Source organism: Streptomyces xanthii, assembly GCF_014621695.1.
GTDB classification, from domain to species: domain Bacteria; phylum Actinomycetota; class Actinomycetes; order Streptomycetales; family Streptomycetaceae; genus Streptomyces; species Streptomyces xanthii.
The window spans coordinates 597,596-616,203 of sequence record NZ_CP061281.1; the positions used below are offsets into that span (position 1 = coordinate 597,596).

Below are 18,608 nucleotides of genomic sequence, written 5' to 3' on the forward strand. Positions count from 1 at the left end.
TGACGGAGCGTTCAGGAAGCGGCCGACCGGACGTGGACCCGTCCCTCGTCGTCGACCTTCGTCTCCCAGCGCCGGGCGTCCGCCGCCGCCGGCCCGCGCACCGCGCTGCCGTCGGCGAGCCGGAACTCGCTGCCGTGCCACGGACACCGGACGCAGTCACCGTCGTCCAGCACCTCGCCCTGGTCCAGGGGGCCGCCCGCGTGCGTGCAGACGGCGGACAGCGCGTACACCGTCGGCCCGCGCCGGACGAGGACGACCGGCACCTCACCGGCCTTCACCCGCATGGGCTCGCCCTCGCTCAAGGCGTCCAGTGCGGCGACGTCCGTCCACTCGTCGACCTCCGGCTGGAACGCGGTGTGGCTCACACCCACGCCCCGTACCAGCGTCAGATGGCCACCGAGGTACGAGGCGCCCGCGGTGAACGCGAACCCGATGCCGCTGAGCACCGCACCGGTCCCCCGCCGCCCCCGGCCGCGCGCGACCCAGCTCGCCGTCTGCAGCACGGTCGCGGTCGCGTTGCAGATCCCGTGCACGGCGCCGATCCGCTGGTCGGGGCCGTACGAGTCGGACCAGTCGGAGGCTCCCGAGACCGCGGTCGGGACCGCGGCGAGCAGCCCCACCCCGACCAGCCGGCGCGCGGCACCGGCCCCGGCCGGGCCCGCCGTCGCGTCGAGCACCGAGGCCATCGCCCAGGCGCCGATGGGGACGTCGGTCAGCATCGGGTGCAGCTGATGGCCCAGCCAGGTGCCCGACAGGGCGTTCTTGACCGCTCGGCAGCGCGTGGCACGCCGCACCCGTCCGGCAGCGGAACGGCACAGGCCGTCCAGCGCCCCCAGGTCCTCGACCTGCTTGATCAGGTGCTGTGCCATGGTCGCTTCTCTCGTCGGGAGCGGATTCAGCGGGTACGGAAACCAGCGAGTCCCCCCACAACCTAAAACCACTCCCGCCGCCCCTGCATGTCGAGCCGCCGCCGTTCGACGCGGGCCGTGACGCGCCTTTCCCGGTTCAGCGGATGTCGTGGTCGGGGTGCGTCTCGTCGTACGCGTGGCGGGCCTCGGCGATGACGGTGCGGTGGGCGAGGGACCAGTCGGCGAGTGCCTTGACCAGGTGGGTCAGTCCGGCTCCGGTGTCGGTGAGCCGGTAGTCGACCTGGGCCGGGACGGTCGGATAGACGGTGCGCAGCACGAGGCCGTCGCGTTCGAGCCTGCGCACCGTGAGGGTGAGCATCCTCTGGGAGATGCCGTCGACGGCGCGCTGCAGCTCACGGAAGCGGCGCGGCCCGCCGGCCAGCTCGACGATCACGAGCACGGACCACTTGTCGCCGATGCGGTCCAGGACGTCGCGGATGCCGCAGTCGGGGTGGTCCTCGCGCCCGCACGGGTCGAGCTCGGCAGGGGTGGTTACCCCGGTGTGCGTGGGTGACATCAGAATGCCTTCTTGTCGCCGGTGGTCGTGCGCTCGAGGATCAAGCGTAGTTACTGATGAGAACCACCGAAGGAAGACTGCGCTGCGATGAACACGATCTTGGTGACGGGAGCCAACGGGAGCCTCGGCTCGGCGACCCTGGAGGCGCTGCGGGCGAGCGGTGCCCCGGCCACGGGCGGCAGCCGGACGCCCGGCGCGGGGATGCGGCGTCTCGACTTCGACGACCCCTCGAGCCTGGACCTCACAGAAGTGGCGACCCTGGTACTGGTCTCCGCCGGGTACGCCGAGGACGACCGGGTCGTCGCCCGGCACGCGGCGGTCCTGGACGCCGCAGTCCGCGACGGCGTCCGTCATGTCCTCTACACCAGCCTGACCACGGCCGGTGACCACCTCGGTTTCGCGCTGGCCCACCGCGCCACCGAACACCTCGTCCGCGCGAGCGGGCTTTCGTGGACGATCCTGCGCAACGGCCTGTACGCCGAACTCTTCGGCGGCCTGCTGATGTGGTCCGGCGAGGGTGTCGAGTCGGCTTTCGGGGACGGCGCCCTGGCGGCGGTGGCCCGCGAGGACCTCGCCGACGCTGCCGCGATCGTCGCGGCGGATCCCGCCCCGCACGCGGAGCGCGTCTACGACCTGGTCGGTACGCCGATCACAGCGCGGGAGGTCGCGGGCCGACTCGGTGTCCCCCATCGCACGATCGGCCTGGGCGAGTACCGGCGCAGGCTCCTCGACGAGACGCCCGGGCTCCTGCCGTTCCAGCCGCCCATGCTCGCCTCGATCGCCACCGGCGTCCGGCACGGTTTCCTGGCCGGCACGACCCCCGACCTCACGGCCCTGCTCGGCCGCCCGGCCCGCGACCCCTTGGCCACCGCCGCGTCAGCGTCCTCCACCGGTCGCCGGTCTGCTTAGGCCAGCAGCGACACGACCATGGCGACCAGGCCGATCGCCACCAGGAGTGTCACCACGGCGATCGCGATCAGGGGCATGGTGCCCCAGCCCTTGCGCAACAGCTCGGACTGCGGGTACGAGATGGCGGCGGACGTCCCTTCCTCGCCGGGTGGGGTCTCGCCGGGCGGCACTGCGCCACCGGCGGCAAGGCCTGGCGTTCGGCGCGGATCGGGGTCGGTCCCGTTCATGACACGCCTCCTCTCGGTGACGTCTGCGCCCGACGGGTACCCCCGCACCGGCGGGGGTACCGTCCCTTTCCGCATGGTTCGATCACTTCCGGGTACCGGAAAGCCATCGGACGAGCCGCTGGGGGAAGACCATGTGTGACGACACGATCCCCATGGAACTGTTCGCGGGCGCGGCCCAGGACGCCCTGCGCGACCTCCGCCGGTCCTCCGACGACGTGGCCGCGCTGGACACCCTCGCCGCCTGCGACATCCTCGTACCGGAGCCGGCCGGTTCCGACGCAGGGAACAGCCCGGAGTACGGCAGACTGACCCTGCCCGTGATCGACGAACCGCCGGGGCTGCACGCCGTGCCCGTCTTCACGTCACCGGAGCGCATGGGCCAGGCGCTCCCCGGCATCCGCAGGAGCCATCAGGTGCAGCTCGGCCTGCTGGCGGCCAATTGGCCCACCGACGAGGACCTGGCCCTCCTCATCGATCCGGGCCACCACGACGGCCTCATCCTGACCAGCCGGGGCGTGCGCTCCCTGCTCGCGGAGCGCGGGGACGGCGCCTAGGAAACAGCCTCTAGAGTCCCAGGTCGCGGCCGACGATCTCCTTCATGATCTCGGTGGTGCCGCCGTAGATCGTGCTGATGCGCGAGTCCAGGTAGTCGTGCGCGATGCGGTACTCGAGCATGTAGCCGTAGGCGCCGTGGAGTTGGAGGCAGCGGCCGACGGTGTTCACGTACGTCTCGGTGGCCCAGAACTTCGCGGCGGCCGCGTCGACCGCCGAGAGCTCGCCGCGGGAGTGCCGGGCGAGGAGGTCGTCGAGGTGACTGCGGCCGACGCGGGCGGTGGTGACCATCTCGGCGAGTTCGAAGCGGGTGTTCTGGAACGAGCCGATGGGCTTGCCGAACGCCGTGCGCTGCTTGACGTAGTCCAAGGTGCGTTCGAGAACGCCCTCCATGGACGCGATGGCGTTCGCGGCGATCGAGATGCGCTCCTGCGGCAGGTTGCGCATGAGGGAGGCGAAGCCCGTGCCCTCCTCGCCGAGCAGGTTGGCGGCCGGCACGCGCACGTCCTGGAAGACCAGCTCGCTGGTGTCCTGGGCGTGCAGGCCGACCTTCTCCAGGTTGCGGCCGCGTGAGAAGCCGGGCCGGTCGGCCTCGACGACGATCAGGCTGAGCCCGCCGTGCCGGTCCGGGCCGGTCCGTACGGCGGTGACGACGAGATCGGCGTTCTGGCCGTTGGAGATGAAGACCTTGCTGCCGTTGAGCACGAACATGTCGCCGTCGCGGACGGCGGTGGTGGCGATCCCGGCGAGGTCGCTGCCCGTGCCGGGTTCGGTCATCGCGACGGCCACGACGAGCCGGCCCGCCGCGATCCCGGGCAGCCAGCGGGCCTTCTGCTCGTCGTCGGTCAGATCGGTGAAGTAGGGCACGACGATGTCGCTCGACAGACCCACGCACGCGAGAGCGTCCGCCGCGGGATGACGGGAGAACTCCTCGCCGATCACCGCGTTGAAGCGGAAGTCGGTGATGCCTCCGCCCCCGTACTCCTCGGGGATGTTGAAGCCGAGGAGGCCCGCGCGGGCGGCCTCCTCGAAGAGCGCGCGGTCGACCTTCCCCTCGGCCCGCCACCGCTCCACGTGCGGTGCGGCGTGTTTGTCGGCGAACGCGCGGGCGGTGTCCCGCAGCAGCTCGTGCTCGTCGTCGTAGAGGGAGCGCTGGGCGGAGATCACACGGGTCATTCGGTCACCACTCCTGATGCGGACACTGACGCGTCGGCTCTTGCCGACCCCGGAACGCGTCGTTATGTTAATCAGAAATCACACCCATGGACATACCTGCCGGACCGTCAACTCTCCAGTCTCACAGGCGAGTACGGCCAGGATTCGACCTACGTGGAAGTAGGTAAGTGAATGGGAAATATCAGCAGACGACGTGTACTGTCGCTGGGCGCCGTGCTGGGCCTGGCGGGTGTGGCGTCCGCGCCCGAGGCGTGGGCCTGGTCGTCCCGCGGTTCGCTCGCCGGCACCGACGCGGTCACCGATCCGTTCCAGGTGTGGGATCCGGAGCCGGACGAGGTGGCCGCGCGGCTCCTGGCCGACGGTGTGATTCCGGCGGTCAACACCGCCTGGCGCTCCTGGGTCGACAACGCGGACCCGCTGCCGGCCGGCATGCCGGGCTATCTGACCAGCTACCTCCAGCAGGTCAACCGGCTGCCGTCCTGGGCGGACGCCACCGCGCTCGCCGCGTCCGAGCGCTACTACAAGCGACTCGCCTCGTACCTGTTCGTCTCCCAGAGCCTGGGCAGCGGCATCATGAGCACCGTCATCCCGCGCGAGGCCAGGGCCGTCTACTGGTCGGCGGGCGGCGCCGACATGAAGGAACGCGCGGCCAAGACGTTCACCTTCGGCTACGACCTCAACTCCGAGACCGCATGGCAGCCCACGGGACACTTCGTCGTCACGGCCAACAAGACCCGCCTGGTGCACTCGGTGGTGCGCAATCTGCTGCCGACGTCCCCGCGCTTCATGGAGACCTCGGACCAGCCGAAGCCGATCAGCAACGGCGACATCCTGCGCACCTTCCACTCGGTGGCGACGTACGCGCACAGCAATCTGCTCAAGTGGGGCATCCGCCTGTCCGCCGCGGAACAGGAGGCCGACCTGCACGCGTGGCAGGTCGCTCTCCATCTGCTGGGCGTGCGGCGGGAGTTCATCCCCGCCACGTGGGCCGACGCCCTGACGCAGGCGGAGCACATGCTGTGGCCGAACCTTGGCCCCACCACCGAGGGGACCAGCCTGGCCGAGACGCTGCTGGGCTACATCACGCAGCCCACGCTGGGTCTGGCCACGGGCTTCGTCCACGAGTTCGTGCGCTATCTGCTCGGCGACGAGATGTGCGACTGGCTCGGGCTGCGCCGCGACTGGGCCCAGGCCGCCCTCATCAAGGTGGAGTGGCCGCTGTACGTCGCCTTCCGCGAGGGGACCTCGGGCGTGTTCCCCGGCAGCGGCTACCTGTTCGACCAGGCCCTGCGCGGCATCGCGATGCTGTATCTCAACAACGGCACCTCCGCCACGCAGACCCCGGTGACGCTCCCGGCCGCGAACAGACCGGGCGCCTGAGCCGTGACCCCGCGGCGCCGCCCTCCCGGATGTCCCGGGGCGGCGCCGCGGGCACAGCCGGAGTCACAGACCGAGGGCCCGGACGACCAGGGTGGTGAGCCCGTCCCGGTTTTCGGGGCTGTCCTGCCATCGCAGCCGGCGACCGGCCTCGACGACCACGCCGAACCCGGCATGGACCAGGACCCGGGCCTGACGCGCGTCCAACTCCGGGCGCGCCAGCCGTAGTTGCCGCTCCCACACGGCGATGTGCTCGCGCTGCGCGAGGATCAGGGGCCGGCGCAGCTCGTCGGGCAGCCCGGCGACCTCGGCCTCCGCGACGCTGATGAGCCCGGTGTGCTCGAAGCTGTAGCCGACGTACGCCGACGCCAGCGCGACGACCGCGTCGCGCGGGTCGGTCACCTCGTCGAGGCTCTGCTCGACGGCCTGTGCGAGCAGCGCCGCCGCCTGCAGGCAGGCGGCCACCAGGATGTCCACCTTGGTGGCGTAGTGCCGGTAGAGCGCGGACGGGGCGAGGCCCACGGCCCGCGCGATCTGCCCGTTGGTGACCTTGGCGAATCCGTCGCGGGCGAACAGCGGGACCGCGGCGGCGAGGATCTCCGCCCGCCGCGTGCGCGGCACGGGCCGGGCGGGCGGTCCGATGGAGCGCGGGGGGCGTACGGCCTGGTCGGGTGTGGTCGCGGCGACGCGCAGGGCAGAGGCCAGCAGCTCCTCCTCCAGGCGCCGCCGGGCCAGGGAGTTGTGGTGCTGCGTGATGGACCCGATGGCGCCGAGCGCCGCCACGGCCCGCACCTGTGCGCCGGGCCGCGGGTGTGCGCGCCGTACGCCCTCGCAGACCCGGCCGACGACGCGCGCGAACTTCGCCTTGAGCAGACGCCGGTCCTCGGCTTCGAGGTAGCGCGCCTCCCACCGGTAGAGGCCTCCGGACTCGCGGTGCGCCACCGCGACCCGGGTGACGGCGCCGAGCACCTCCGCGAGGTCCGCCTCGGACGGCACCTCGTCGAGGGTCGCAACGAGCCGGTCCACCATGACGTTCGCGCACGCGGCGAACAGCGCGTACTTGTTGGGGAAATGCCGGTACAGGGCCGTGGCCGTGATGCCCACGGCGGCCGCGATCTCCTCCATGGACGCCGCGTGGTAGCCGCGCTCGCTGAACACCCGGCCGGCCGCCCCGACGATCAACTGCTTGCGATTGCGCGGGCGCGTGGCCGCGATCGGCTCGGCGGTCACCGGCAGCGAGAAGGTCGTGAAGAGTGGGCCATGCGCACCAGTCAATCACACGGACCGGCGTGGGCCGCGCCCGCTCCACACCTCGGCCCTCACGTGACGCGCCGTTCACATCCCATGTGATTTTCCATTAACAAAGGGCTTCTTGGGCGATGCCCGCGCGGGCATAATGGCCCTCGCTCGCGCCCCACCCCGTTCCGCCCCGCCCCGCCCGCCCGGAACCTGAGGAGTGGCATGTCCACCGATACGGCTCCCGCCTGGTCCTTCCGGCACCACTGGATGGCACAGACGGCCACTCACGCGGCCATGCGGCCCGACAAGCCCGCGCTGCGCCACCTCGGGGAGACCACGACGTGGGCCGAACTCTCGCGCCGGTCCCTGCGACTGGCCGCCGCGCTCTCCGACCGGGGCGTCGGCGAGGGCGACCGGGTGGCCCTGCTGACGCTCAATCACCCATGGTTCGTGGAGAGCGTGTTGGCGGCGAACAGCCTGGGCGCCATGGCCGTCCCGCTCAGTTTCCGGCTCGCCCCGCTCGAGCTGGGGTACATCCTGGCCGACTGCACCCCTTCCGCCCTGGTCGTCGACGCCCAGCTCCTGCCGCTGCTCCGCTCGGTCCCGGCCGCGGCGTCGATCGGCACCGTCGTCGTGATCGGAGAAGGCGGCGCGGGCGAGGGCGAGTTGGCGTACGAGGACCTTCTCGCCGCGCACGAGCCGATGGAACTGCCGGACGTCCCCGAGGACGCCACGGCGCTGATCATGTACACCTCGGGCACCACCGGCAGGCCGAAGGGTGTGCTGCTCTCGCACCGCAACATGCAGGTGCAGGCGATCACCTGCATCCGGGCGATGGAGATCTTCGACGACTCCGACGTCGGCTTCCTGACCGCGCCCTTCTTCCACATCGCGGGCCTCGGCTCGATCGTCGCGAACATCCTGGTCGGCGGTACCGTCGTCATCCACCCGCTCGGCGCCTTCGACCCGAAGGCCGTGCTCGACGCGTACGAACGCGAGGGCGCCACCGTGGTGTTCAACGTGCCGCAGCAGTGGGACCTGCTCTGCGCCCAGCCCGACATCGACAAACGGGACCTGAGGCTGCGGGTCATCAGCTGGGGCGCCGCGCCCGCGAGCGACGCGACCCTGCGCGCCATGGGCGAGGCGTTCCCCGACGCCCTGAACGTGGCCGTGTTCGGCCAGACCGAGACCTCGCCGATCACCTGCGTCCTGCGCGGCAGGGACTCGCTGCGCAAACTCGGCTCGGTCGGCCGCCCGATCCCGACCCTCCAGTACCGCATCGTCGACGAGGCGATGAACGACGTACCCGTCGGCGAGGTCGGCGAGATCGTCTACCGCGGTCCGACGGTGACGCGAGGGTACTGGCACAAGCCGCGGGAGACCGCGGAGGCCTTCGAGGGCGGCTGGTTCCACTCCGGCGACCTGGTCCGGATGGACGAGGAGGGCTTCGTCTGGGTGGTCGACCGCAAGAAGGACATGATCATCAGCGGCGGCGAGAACATCTACTGCGCCGAGCTGGAGAACGCCATCGCCGGGCATCCCTCGGTGCTGGAGGTCGCGGTGATCGGCCGGTCCGACGAGCGCTGGGGCCAGGTACCGGTCGCGTACGTCACCCTCGCTCCCCAAGCGTCGCTGTCCCTCGGGGAGTTGACCGAGTTTCTCGACGGACGGATCGCGTCGTTCAAGATGCCCAAGGACCTCGCCGTCGGTGACGGGCTGCCCCGCAACGCGGGCGGCAAGGTCGTCAAGCACGCGCTGCGCACCCAGGACGAGCAGCAGGCGCGACGGGCCTGAACGCCCGAGCCGAACCCACCTCGGAGGACGGTCCCATGCAGCTCGACTCCCGCCGGCGGGCGGCGCTCACCGCGATCTGCGACACCTTCGCCCCGGGGGACGGCGCGGCGATCCCGTCCGCCGGCGCGCTCGGCGCGGTGCCCGTCGCCGAGTCCCTCGTACGCGCCCTGCCGCGCGCCGCCGACCGCAAGCAGCTCACCACCTTGCTCGGCCTGTGGAACACGAGGGCGGCCGGACTGTTCCTGGGCACCGGCGGGCGCCGGTTCTCGGACCTGACGCCGGCCGCCCGCGAAGAACTGCTGCTCCGCCTGGGCGACGCACCGTCCGAGCGAAAGCGGGTGCTGTTCCAGGCCCTGCGTTCCCTGGCGACCTCGGCGTACCTCCTGGCGCCGGGCCCCACCGGCACCTCGCCGGTCTGGGAGGCCATCGGCTACCCCGGCCCCCTGGGCACGCGGCCGGACGCCCCGCTCCCCCGTCTCTCTCCCGTGTCGCCGACGGCCGACACGACGTTCGACTGCGATGTCGTCGTGGTCGGCTCCGGCGCCGGGGGCGGAACCGCGGCGGCCGTTCTCTCCGGTGCCGGGCTCGACGTGGTCGTGCTGGAGCGCGGCGGGTACTACGACGACGCCGACTTCGACGGCGGCGAACACTCGGGGCTCACCCGCCTCTACGCGGGCGGCCCGGCGGCCACCGCCGAGGGCCAGGTCTCCCTCGTCGCGGGTTCCTGCCTGGGGGGCGGGACAGTCGTCAACTGGACCACCTCCTTCCGAACGCCGGACGAGATCCGGACGGAGTGGGCGGGTCTGGGAGCCGCACAGTTCGCGGAGAAGGAGTACACGCAGGCGCTGGACGCGGTGACGGACCGGCTGTCCGTGAACGGCGACCACAGCGCCGCGTCCGCCCGCGACGCCGTGATGGAGCGCGGGCTGCGCGCCCTCGGCTGGCACGTCGACGCGATGCCCCGCAACGTCGTGGGCTGCGACACGGGCACCGACTGCGGGCGCTGCGGATACGGCTGCCGGCTCGGCGCCAAGCAGTCCGTCACGAAGACCTGGCTCGCCGACGCGGAGGCCGCGGGCGCGCGCCTGGTCGTCGACACCGCCGTCCGCACGATCGACGTGAAGCAGGGCCGCGCCGTCGGCGTCCGCGCCGTGACCTCCTCCGGGCACTCCGTGAGCGTGCGGGCCCGAGCCGTCGTCGTGGCGGCCGGCGCCGTCCAGACGCCCGCCCTGCTGCGCCGCTCCGGGTTCACCGACCCGAACATCGGGCGGTATCTGCGCCTGCATCCGGCCACGGCCGTGTGGGGCGTCTTCGACGAGGAGATCCGCCCCTGGGAGGGCGGGATGCAGACCCGGTACTCGCGCGAGCACAGCGACCTGGACGGCCGCGGCCACGGCGTCATCTACGAGACCGGGCCCGGCAACCCGGCCGCCCTCCAGGGCTTCATGAACTGGCGGGGCGCCGCCGCCCATCTCGACGCCCTGAAGGACCTCGGCCGCACCGCGGGCGTCGGCGTCATCACCCGCGACCGCGACAGCGGTGTCGTGAAGGTGGCGCGCGACGGCGAGCCCGTCCCGCACTACCGGCTCTCGGCGTACGACGCCGCGCATCTGCACGCCGGGATCGAGGGGGCCACCAAGATCCTGGCCGCCGCCGGAGCCCGCCGCGTCCGGTCCGCCCATCAGTCGGGCCCCGCCTACGAGCCCGGCCGCAGCGGCACGTACGAGGACTTCGTCGCCGCCTGCCGCACCGCCGGATACGGTCCGGGCCGTTGCGCGATCGCGGCGCTGCACATCATGGGCACGGCCCGCATGGGCGGTTCCCGGAACACGAGCGCCACCGACCCCGACGGCGCGACCTGGGAGGTTCCCAACGTCGTGGTCGCCGACGCGTCCTGCTTCCCCACCTCGTCGGGGGTGAACCCCATGATCTCCATCGAGGCGATCGCCCACATGAACGCCACGAGGCTGGCGGAGCGGCTCGGCCGGTAGCCGGCGCGGTACGGCTGCTTCGCGGTAATTCCCCTGCGGGACAGCCGTGTTGGCGGTCGGCGAGCGGGGCCGGATCTTCGGCCGAGACGCGACACCCGGGCGCAGCGGCCGGTGAAGCGCGACCGGTGGCCCGCGGTCTGGCCGGACGTGTGAATGCGCGGTGGGCCCGTCGGCGCGTCTTGGGCGTGTCGCGTCCGGCCGCGTCGAAGATGCCGGGATGAGCGATGCGACCAGAGCAGTTCTCGAAGGCGGGCCCGACGATCTCCCCGAGCGGATCGTCTCCGTGTCCACTCCCGGAGAAGACATCAAGATCGCCTTTCGCGGCGGGTACGAGCATTTCCGGCCCACGACGCGTGACCAGGACACCCCGGAGGGTGCGTTGCCGGTCTACGAGTGGTGGGAGCGCACGGAACTGCCCGGCTAGCGGCCCCTTCCCGTGACATCCGCCGCCTCCCGCGCGACGATGGAGGTGGAGTCCAGTGATGGCACGGATGTTCGTCGAGGGCGACGAGGTGGTCGTGCACCTGTCCTTGCGCGAGAGGGCGGCCGCACGCAGGGGCGACGTGCGCGCTCCGCTCGGCTCGGTGAGCCGGGTGACGGTGGAGCCCTCCTGGTGGCGCGCCCTGCGCGGGGTCCCGCACAAGGGCCGCTGGACCGCCGGGACGCGGTGCATCGGCACGCGCACGTACGAGGGTGGTTCGGACTTCGTCGCCATCCGGCACGGCCGGCCGGTCGTCTGTGTCGAGTTCCGGGACCCGGCACCCTTCCGCCTCCTGGCCACCTCCGTCGCCACGCTGGCCGAGGCCCGCGACCGAGCGCGGGCGATCAGCGATCGGGCCCCGGATCCGGACACGTCCACACCCTGCCGCCAGCCGCTGCCCGTGCCGGAGGAGGACGACGAGAACACGGCGCTCGACCAGCGCCGCTCGGAGACCGAGTGACGGACGCGCGGGGGCGCGGGCACGCGAGTTGATCGTCGTATAGTCGCGGTCGGCTCGTGTGCGGGGGAGGCAGGATGAGCAGTCAGGGTCCGGCGGGTGGCGGGGACATCGAGGACACGTGGCGCAAGCCGTGGTGGATCGTCGTCGGTGCGGCCGTCATGTTCGCCATCGCCTGGGCGACCGTGGACTCGTGGATCGATCCGTACGCCGTGGAACTCCCGGACGACTGCGTACGGGGACCGCGCGGCGGCTGCCTGGTCGACGCCCCCTACCACTGGGTGGCGTCGGTCACCTTCTTCGTCCTGGGGCTCCCTGCCGTGGTGGTCGCGATCATGGGCCTGGTGACCGACCGCTGGCCCCCGGCGCTCGGCCTGGCCCTGGGCTCGATCGCCGGAGGGATCTTCACTCTCACCCACGGAGACACGACGGCGCATGTGATCTGGGCGGTGGTGCTGTTCGCGCTCGCGGCCACGTCCCTCGCCCTGGTCACCGGCCGCAAGATCCGGCGGCCGCGCAGGCGGTCACGGGAGAGCTGGCTCAGCCCGTGACACCGCCGGCGAGTGTGGCGAGCGGATCGGACGTCAGCGGTGCGGGTCGCTGATCTCGCGCAGCGCCTCCAGGGCCTGGCGCAGTTGCCTGGTTCGCGTGGGGCCGAGGTGGGCGGTCCATCGGTCCTGGACGTCGCGGACGACCGGCAGGCTCAGTGCGACGAGTTCGTGGCCCCGGTCGGTGAGGCTGACGAGGCGGGCACGCGCGTCGCGCGGGTCGGGTGCGCGTCGGACGTACCCGGCGCGTTCGAGCTGGTCGACGATGGAACCGATGGTCTGCTTGCTGACCTGGGAGGCCTCGGCCAGTTCGGCGAGGCGCGAGCCGTCCGGGCCGATCCGCTGGAAGACGCGCGCCTGTGTGAGCGAGATGTCGTGCCCGGCCGATTTGAGGGCGTCCATCACCGCGGACTCCATGAAGCGGTACGGGATGAACATCAGGAGGCCCAGGTTGAGCTCGCCCTCGTCGCTGGCACCGACCTCGTCGTCCGTCATGCCGCCATCATTGCAGAAGGTCCGAATCTCGTACTAAAATAGTCCGAGGTTCGGACCTTTGGAGGCTGTCATGGACGACTCGGCCCCGTACTGGTCGGCGGTCCGCGCCACCCGACTGCGGATCGCGGACCTGCTGGAGGATCTGAGCCCCGCGGAATGGGAGCGGGAATCGCTGTGCCGGGGCTGGCGGGTGCGGGACGTCGCCGGGCACCTGGCCCTGGTCCCCACCATCACCACCTGGGACATGCTGGCGGCCGCCCCGCGCGCCCGCTTCGACCCCGACCGGATCAACACGGCGCTGGCCCGCCGGCACGGCCGTCGCGCACCGGCGGACCTGGTCGCCACGATCCGGGAACACGCGGGCACACGGCGGACGGCGAAGGTCCTGGACACACGCAACGCGCTGTTCGACGCGATCGTCCACGGCCAGGACATCGCCCTCCCGCTCGGCCGGTCCTTTCCCGTGCCCGCCGAGCACAGCCGCGAGGGCCTGCGCCGGGTCTGGGCGATGGGCTGGCCGTTCCACGCCGGGCGCCGCCTGGCCGGCTTCACGCTGCGGGCCACGGACACCGACTGGGAGACCGGCGACGGGCCTGAGATCGCGGGCCCCGCGCTGGCCCTGCTCCTCCTGTCGACCGGCCGCACCGTCTCCCTGCCCGCCTTGCGCGGCGAGGGCGCCGACCGTCTCCGGGCCTCGGATCCGCAGGCTTGAGGACCTCCTCGTACGGCGCGTACCACCTCGTCGCCCCGGCCACCGGCAACGGAGGTCCACGAGATCGTCCGCCACGTGCAGGCGCCGTCGGCTCGGGGCCTGCCACGATGAACGCATGAGCGATGAACCCCGCCGGAAGCTGCTCGCGGAGAAGACGCCCTTCCCGGACGGCCTGGACGAACGGCTGCGCGCCCAACTCACGTTCCTCGTCGAGGTGGACCGGCTCAAGACCGTGCTGCGGCAGTCTCCGCTCGCCGCGGCGGACCGCCGGGAGAACGACGCGGAGCATTCGTGGCACCTGGCGATGATGGTCGGCGTCCTCGCCGAACACTCCGACCGGCCCGTCGACGTGGGACACACCGTCCAGCTCGTCCTGGTGCACGACCTGGTCGAGATCTACGCGGGCGACACCCCGCTGTACGACAGTGCCGCCGGGGCCGACCAGGAGGAGCGGGAGGCCGCGGCGGCCGACGAACTCTTCGGTCTGCTCCCGGACGACCAGGCGCGGCGCATGCGGGCCCTCTGGGACGAGTTCGAGGAACGCCGCACGCCGGAGGCCCGGTTCGCCAAGGCGATGGACCGGCTGCAGCCCTTGCTCCTCAACTGGATGGCCCGCGGCGGCACATGGCGCACCCCGGGCGTCACCGCCGACGACGTCCGGGCCCGCAAAGCCGTGATCGGGGACGCCTCCGGTTCGCTGTGGGAGGCCGGGCGGCGCCTCATCGACGAGGGCGAGCAGCGCGGATGGGCGCGGACCTCGCCCGGGGAGTGACTGCCGCCGGCCGCGCGCGGCCCCACACCGCGCGCGGCCGGCGGCCGTTCAGTTCGCCTCGGCCGGGACCGGGGCGGCGGACCGGGAGCGCACCACCAGCTGGGCGACGGCCGTGACCGCCACGTTCAGGACGAGGGCGATGAGTCCCGTGTCGAAGGTGCCGACGTCCACTCCCCCGAAGGTGAGCCAGATCAGGAGGCCGACGCCGGTCAGGATGCCGAGCAGTGCGGGCACGGCGTCCAGGCGGACCTTCCTGGCCAGGCCCATGACGATCGCCGGGGCGAGCTGGGTGAGGCCGCCGTACGTGAGCAGGAGCAGGTCGGACAGGAGTCCGGGCCGGGTCAGGCCGAGGACGAGGGCGAGTCCGGCGGCGGCGATCACACAGAGGTGGTTGGTGCGCAGCTGCGCGCGCTCGTTGCCTGCGCTCAGGAGGTTGCGGGACAGCAGGCTGGAGATGCCCACGACGATGGCGGCGGACGGCACCATGGCGGCCGAGGCGGCGGCGACCGCGACGACACCGACGAGCCACCCGGGCAGGGTCTGGCCGGCGAGGGTCAGGGCGACCGCGTTGGGCGCCGAGCCCTGCTCGACGAGGAGGACCCCGGCGAAGCCGACGATGACGGGGATGCCGAGGGCGATCTGGTAGAGCGGCAGCCAGATCGCGTTCTTGCGCAGGGCACGTCCGCTCCCGGCGGCGAGGACCGGCGGCCACAGGTGGGCCATGGTGCCGAGGCCTCCGCCGAGCCCGGAGATGATGACGGCGGTCACGAAGAAGGTGGCGTCGTAGCCTTCCTGATGGAAGGTCAGGAGGTTCGGGTGGCTGTCCTGCACGGTCTCGAAGAGGCCGCCGATGCCGCCGTTCACGGACAGGGCCACGCCGGCGATCAGGACCACGAGCCCGATGATCATCAGGGCGTCCTTGAGGTAGGCGACGCGGGCGATGCCGCGGATGCCGGACCACAGGACGAAGGCGACGGTGAGCACGGTGGCGAGCACCATGCTGAGGTTGCCGCCGGTGCGGCTGCCGGTGGCGAGCTGCACGATGAGGCCGAGGCCGGTGATCTGGAGCTGGAGGTAGGGCAGCAGGAAGACGGCACCGACGACGGCGACGACCTTGCCGAGCAGGGGGCTGCGGAAGCGGTCGGTGAAGAAGTCGGCCTGCGTCAGATAGCCGCCCTTGCGGCCCAGTTCCCGCATGCGCGGCGCGGTGAAGTACTGGAGGACGAAGTTGATCGCGAGATAGCAGAGGGCGAAGGCCGCGGCGACGCCGCCGCCGAAGGCGATGCCCGCGAGGCCGAGGAAGCTGAAGGTGGTGAAGGACTCGCCCGCCTGGAGGAACCAGGTGGTGAAGGTGGAGAACTTGCGCTTCCCCACGGTCCATTCGCCGAACTCCCCGCGGCCGGGGCGGCGTCCGGTCATGCCGACGACCGCGATGGTGACGATGCCGACGAGGGTGATGGCCATGGTGGTGTTCACGCGACGGCCTCCTCATAACTGTCGTGCGCGGCGCGTCCGTTCGCGTCGGCGGGGTCGGCGTCCTCGTCGTCGTCCGTGTGCCGGGCGAAGTGTTCGACGAGCGCGAGGGACGCGGTGGTGCCGGCCGTCCAGAACAGGCACCAGGCGAGGACGGAGGGGATGCCCAGCCAGAGGTGCGGGCCGTTGACGAAGGGCAGGAAGGGGGTGCTGAGGAAAGCCACCACGGGCACCAGGGCCCAGAGCACGTGCGGTTTTCTCATCGGGGCTCCATACGGCTACGGGAGGGAGGGGCGACGGCGTCCGTGCCCGGTGGCCGCCTCGTAGGCGGCGCCGGTCTCGAGCACGGTCCTCTCGGCGCGGGGCGGACCCACGATCTGGAGGCCGACGGGAAGCCCGGCCTGGGTGAAGCCGGCGGGGACGGAGAGGGCGGGTGAGCCCAGGACGGTGACGAAGTACGCGGAGCGCATCCAGTCGAGGTAGGTGCGCTGCGGCTCTCCGTCGATGTCGGTGGGGTATTCCGACTCGACGGCGAACGGGGTGACCTGGCTGACCGGGGCGATCAGCACGTCGTACCGCTGGAAGAAGGCGGTGGCGGCGAGGTGGATGCGGGCGTGCCCGTTGCGGGCGCGGATCAGGTCGGCGCCGGTCAGGCGCCGGCCTTCCTCGATGTTCCAGACCAGGCTGGCCTTGAGGGAGTCGCGGTCGCTGTCGAGCAGCGCGCCGAGCCCGTGGTGGAACTCCTGGGCGCGCAGGGTGCGGAACACGTCCTCGGCGCCGTCCAGGTCGGGGCAGTCCTCGATGATGTCGCAGCCGAGGTCCTCGAAGACCCGCACCTGGCGTCCGACGACCTCGCGGACGTCGCGGTCGACGGGGACCCGGCCGCCGAGATCGGGGGCGTACGCGACGCGCAGGCCGGTGAGGTCGCGGTCGAGCGGGGCCCGGAAGCCGGCGCCCGGTTCCTCGAGGGAGATCGGGACGCGGGGGTCGGGGCCGGCCATGACGGACAGCAGGAGCGCGGTGTCGGCGACGGTGCGGCCCATGGGTCCGGCGACGCCCATGGTGTCCCAGAGGTTGCCGGTGGGGTGCGAGGGGACTCGGCCGGGGGTGGGGCGCAGGCCGACGACGTTGCAGAAGGAGGCCGGGTTGCGCAGCGAGCCGCCCATGTCGCTGCCGTCGGCGAGCGGCTGGAACCCGGCGGCGAGCGCGGCCGCGGCGCCGCCGCTGCTGCCGCCGGCGGAGCGCGTCAGGTCGTACGGGTTGCGGGTCGCGCCGAAGACGGGGTTGAAGGTGTGCGAACCGGCCGCGAACTCGGGGACGTTCGTCTTGCCGATGCGGATGGCGCCCGCGTCCTGGATGCGCCGGACGAGCAGCTCGTCCTCGAGCGGGACATGGTCGGCGAAGAGGGGCGAGCCGTGCGTGGTGCGCATGCCGCGGGTGCTGTGGGTGTCCTTGAAGGCGATGGGCAGACCGTGCAGCGGGCCCAGCTCCTCGCCGCGGGCCTGTCGTTCGTCGGCCGCGGCCGCGGCGGCCAGCGCGCCCTCCGCGTCGAGGGTGACGATCGCGTTGACCGCCGGGTTGTGGCGCTCGATGCGGTCGAGGTGCGCCTGGACGACCTCGCGGGCCGACAGTTCGCCGCGCCGGACCCGGGCCGCGAGGTCGACGGCGTCTAGTGCGCAGATCTCCTCGCCGGGGGAATCGGACACGGGCGAGCTGGGGGCGACAGGGCCGGGGGATACGGGCATGGCATTCCTTGGGCAGCAGGCACGAGGAGCGTCGTCGCCGCGGTGGCCGGACGGGGCCGCGGGCACGAAGCGTGTGGTGCACCACACTGGAGCCGATGACCGTTTCAGTCAATGGTTGATGACTGATGAATTTTTAAGACGCCACGCATTCACGACTGACGTTTTCAGTCACCGCGCCCGTCTTGGTGATCGACCCCGGGGAACTCGACACCACTGCGCTTGAACGACTCCACGACCAGATGGGACTGCACGGACTCCACGTGCCGCACCCACGGGGACTCGGTCAGGAACGCGTGCAGCGCGGTCTTCGACGGCTGCGTCACGTCGACCAGCAGCTGGTGCTCGCCCATCACGACGGCCGCGTACCGCACGAGCGGCGACGCGACGAGCAGCTCGCCGACCTTCTCGACCTCGTCCGGCCTGACCTTGATCCACAGCAGGGCCTCGACCGGCAGGCCGAGCAGCGCGGGCTCGACGGCGGCCCGGATGCTGACGACGCCCTCCCGCGTCAGCACCTCCACGCGCCGCCGCGCCGTGGCCACGGACACGCCCGCGACGGCGGCCAGGTCCTCGTACGTGCTGCGACCGTCCTCGGCGAGCGCCCCCAGGATCGCCAGCTCCTCGGGCCCGATCTCGATGCTTGGCGGCACCGGCTGCCCCACGTCCCTGGGCTGTCCGCCGAGCGCCTCCACCTCGTCCGCGTCCAGGATCCCCGGCGACCACTCGTGCACCGTGCGGAAATACCGCAGCACCGGGGACACGCTCTGCGAGACCAGCCCCGGCAGCTCCGGGACCTCGTCCAGCATCAGCGGCGCCAACCGGCCCGGCGGACACTGCAGTTCGGCCACGCAGTCGACCGGCCCGGCCAGCGCGTACGAGAAGATGCAGTCCGGACGCCGGGCGGCCGCCACCGCGGCGTCCCGCACCGTGCCCGGCCGGCACGTCATCCGCAGGATCACCGTCTCGCCCCGCATGACGAGCCCCCGCACGGCGACGTCCCCGCTCTCCAGCAGCCGCAGCCCGCGCCGCGCCACCTTCCGCTCGGGCTCCCCCAGCGCCGCCGCGATCCGCCGCCACGAGGCCCGCCCGTCGATCTGCAACGCGGCGACGATCCGCCGGTCCAGCCCCTCCAGCGGCCCGCCGGACCCACCGTCCGGCACGGCGGGATGGGTGGAGGGGCGCGCGGGCGAGGCGGCGGGGGCGGTCCTGGTGGCCGGTACGGGGTGCGTCACGGG

At 72.2% G+C, this 18,608-nt stretch carries 20 protein-coding genes; 10 read left to right on the forward strand and 10 right to left on the reverse strand.

Annotated features, from left to right (window positions below; genetic code table 11):
* Positions 1–11: 11 nt before the first annotated feature.
* Together IAG42_RS02870 and IAG42_RS02875 are read right to left on the reverse strand one after the other, a co-directional pair.
* A complete protein-coding gene (locus IAG42_RS02870) occupies positions 12–869 on the reverse strand; it encodes a Rieske (2Fe-2S) protein (protein WP_188335419.1) in 858 nt (285 codons plus the stop codon).
* A gap of 136 nt (positions 870–1,005) precedes the next feature.
* Positions 1,006–1,425, reverse strand: a complete 420-nt coding sequence (locus IAG42_RS02875) for a winged helix-turn-helix transcriptional regulator (protein WP_188335420.1) — start codon at positions 1,423–1,425, stop codon at positions 1,006–1,008.
* An 87-nt stretch (positions 1,426–1,512) separates the two neighbouring features.
* Between IAG42_RS02875 and IAG42_RS02880 the strand changes: the two genes are divergently transcribed.
* Positions 1,513–2,334: an NAD(P)H-binding protein gene (locus tag IAG42_RS02880; protein ID WP_188335421.1), complete on the forward strand. Its 822-nt coding sequence runs from the start codon at positions 1,513–1,515 to the stop codon at positions 2,332–2,334.
* Here IAG42_RS02880 and IAG42_RS02885 read toward each other — a convergent pair.
* Positions 2,331–2,561 carry a DUF6480 family protein gene (locus IAG42_RS02885; protein WP_188335422.1) on the reverse strand — a complete coding sequence of 77 codons (231 nt, stop codon included), beginning with the start codon at positions 2,559–2,561 and terminating at the stop codon, positions 2,331–2,333. The two genes, IAG42_RS02880 and IAG42_RS02885, sit on opposite strands and share 4 nt — an antisense overlap.
* Before the next feature lie 131 nt (positions 2,562–2,692).
* On the opposite strand from IAG42_RS02885, the gene IAG42_RS02890 reads away from it, so the two are divergent.
* Entirely contained in the window at positions 2,693–3,115 is a 423-nt protein-coding gene (locus tag IAG42_RS02890; protein ID WP_223205829.1) for an SseB family protein, read from the forward strand.
* Positions 3,116–3,125: 10 nt separating this feature from the next.
* Here IAG42_RS02890 and IAG42_RS02895 read toward each other — a convergent pair whose 3' ends face one another.
* Positions 3,126–4,289: an acyl-CoA dehydrogenase family protein gene (locus IAG42_RS02895; protein WP_188335423.1), complete on the reverse strand. Its 1,164-nt coding sequence runs from the start codon at positions 4,287–4,289 to the stop codon at positions 3,126–3,128.
* Positions 4,290–4,460: 171 nt separating this feature from the next.
* On the opposite strand from IAG42_RS02895, the gene IAG42_RS02900 reads away from it, so the two are divergent.
* Positions 4,461–5,669, forward strand: coding sequence for an oxygenase MpaB family protein (locus IAG42_RS02900; protein WP_188335424.1), 1,209 nt, complete (start codon positions 4,461–4,463; stop codon positions 5,667–5,669).
* A gap of 63 nt (positions 5,670–5,732) precedes the next feature.
* Here IAG42_RS02900 and IAG42_RS02905 read toward each other — a convergent pair whose 3' ends face one another.
* Positions 5,733–6,896 carry a TetR/AcrR family transcriptional regulator gene (locus tag IAG42_RS02905; protein WP_188335425.1) on the reverse strand — a complete coding sequence of 388 codons (1,164 nt, stop codon included), beginning with the start codon at positions 6,894–6,896 and terminating at the stop codon, positions 5,733–5,735.
* 231 nt (positions 6,897–7,127) lie between these two features.
* Here IAG42_RS02905 and IAG42_RS02910 point away from each other — a divergent pair, with 231 nt between their 5' ends.
* From IAG42_RS02910 to IAG42_RS02930, 5 genes are all read left to right on the forward strand, one after another.
* Positions 7,128–8,699 carry a long-chain-fatty-acid--CoA ligase gene (locus IAG42_RS02910; RefSeq protein WP_188335426.1) on the forward strand — a complete coding sequence of 524 codons (1,572 nt, stop codon included), beginning with the start codon at positions 7,128–7,130 and terminating at the stop codon, positions 8,697–8,699.
* A 35-nt stretch (positions 8,700–8,734) separates the two neighbouring features.
* Positions 8,735–10,690: a GMC family oxidoreductase N-terminal domain-containing protein gene (locus IAG42_RS02915; protein WP_188335427.1), complete on the forward strand. Its 1,956-nt coding sequence runs from the start codon at positions 8,735–8,737 to the stop codon at positions 10,688–10,690.
* Between the two features lie 217 nt (positions 10,691–10,907).
* Positions 10,908–11,114 carry a DUF5988 family protein gene (locus IAG42_RS02920; RefSeq protein ID WP_188335428.1) on the forward strand — a complete coding sequence of 69 codons (207 nt, stop codon included), beginning with the start codon at positions 10,908–10,910 and terminating at the stop codon, positions 11,112–11,114.
* Between the two features lie 58 nt (positions 11,115–11,172).
* Positions 11,173–11,631 (forward strand): hypothetical protein, encoded by a 459-nt coding sequence (locus IAG42_RS02925; protein ID WP_188335429.1) that lies wholly within the window; start codon positions 11,173–11,175, stop codon positions 11,629–11,631.
* A 74-nt stretch (positions 11,632–11,705) separates the two neighbouring features.
* Positions 11,706–12,179, forward strand: a complete 474-nt coding sequence (locus IAG42_RS02930; RefSeq protein WP_188335430.1) for a hypothetical protein — start codon at positions 11,706–11,708, stop codon at positions 12,177–12,179.
* A gap of 33 nt (positions 12,180–12,212) precedes the next feature.
* Here IAG42_RS02930 and IAG42_RS02935 read toward each other — a convergent pair whose 3' ends face one another.
* Positions 12,213–12,671, reverse strand: a complete 459-nt coding sequence (locus IAG42_RS02935) for a MarR family winged helix-turn-helix transcriptional regulator (RefSeq protein WP_188335431.1) — start codon at positions 12,669–12,671, stop codon at positions 12,213–12,215.
* A gap of 70 nt (positions 12,672–12,741) precedes the next feature.
* Here IAG42_RS02935 and IAG42_RS02940 point away from each other — a divergent pair, with 70 nt between their 5' ends.
* Together IAG42_RS02940 and IAG42_RS02945 are read left to right on the forward strand one after the other, a co-directional pair.
* A complete protein-coding gene (locus tag IAG42_RS02940; RefSeq protein WP_188335432.1) occupies positions 12,742–13,383 on the forward strand; it encodes a maleylpyruvate isomerase family mycothiol-dependent enzyme in 642 nt (213 codons plus the stop codon).
* A 115-nt stretch (positions 13,384–13,498) separates the two neighbouring features.
* Positions 13,499–14,155: an HD domain-containing protein gene (locus IAG42_RS02945; protein WP_188335433.1), complete on the forward strand. Its 657-nt coding sequence runs from the start codon at positions 13,499–13,501 to the stop codon at positions 14,153–14,155.
* Between the two features lie 48 nt (positions 14,156–14,203).
* Here IAG42_RS02945 and IAG42_RS02950 read toward each other — a convergent pair whose 3' ends face one another.
* The 4 genes from IAG42_RS02950 to IAG42_RS02965 all read right to left on the reverse strand — a co-directional run bounded on the left by IAG42_RS02950 (position 14,204) and on the right by IAG42_RS02965 (position 18,605).
* Positions 14,204–15,631, reverse strand: a complete 1,428-nt coding sequence (locus IAG42_RS02950; protein ID WP_188335434.1) for a sodium:solute symporter family protein — start codon at positions 15,629–15,631, stop codon at positions 14,204–14,206.
* Positions 15,628–15,891 (reverse strand): hypothetical protein, encoded by a 264-nt coding sequence (locus IAG42_RS02955; protein WP_188335435.1) that lies wholly within the window; start codon positions 15,889–15,891, stop codon positions 15,628–15,630. The genes IAG42_RS02950 and IAG42_RS02955 overlap by 4 nt, the downstream gene beginning before the upstream one ends.
* A gap of 15 nt (positions 15,892–15,906) precedes the next feature.
* Entirely contained in the window at positions 15,907–17,373 is a 1,467-nt protein-coding gene (locus IAG42_RS02960) for an amidase (protein ID WP_188335436.1), read from the reverse strand.
* 164 nt (positions 17,374–17,537) lie between these two features.
* Positions 17,538–18,605: an Lrp/AsnC family transcriptional regulator gene (locus IAG42_RS02965; protein ID WP_223205830.1), complete on the reverse strand. Its 1,068-nt coding sequence runs from the start codon at positions 18,603–18,605 to the stop codon at positions 17,538–17,540.
* Positions 18,606–18,608 lie beyond the last annotated feature (3 nt).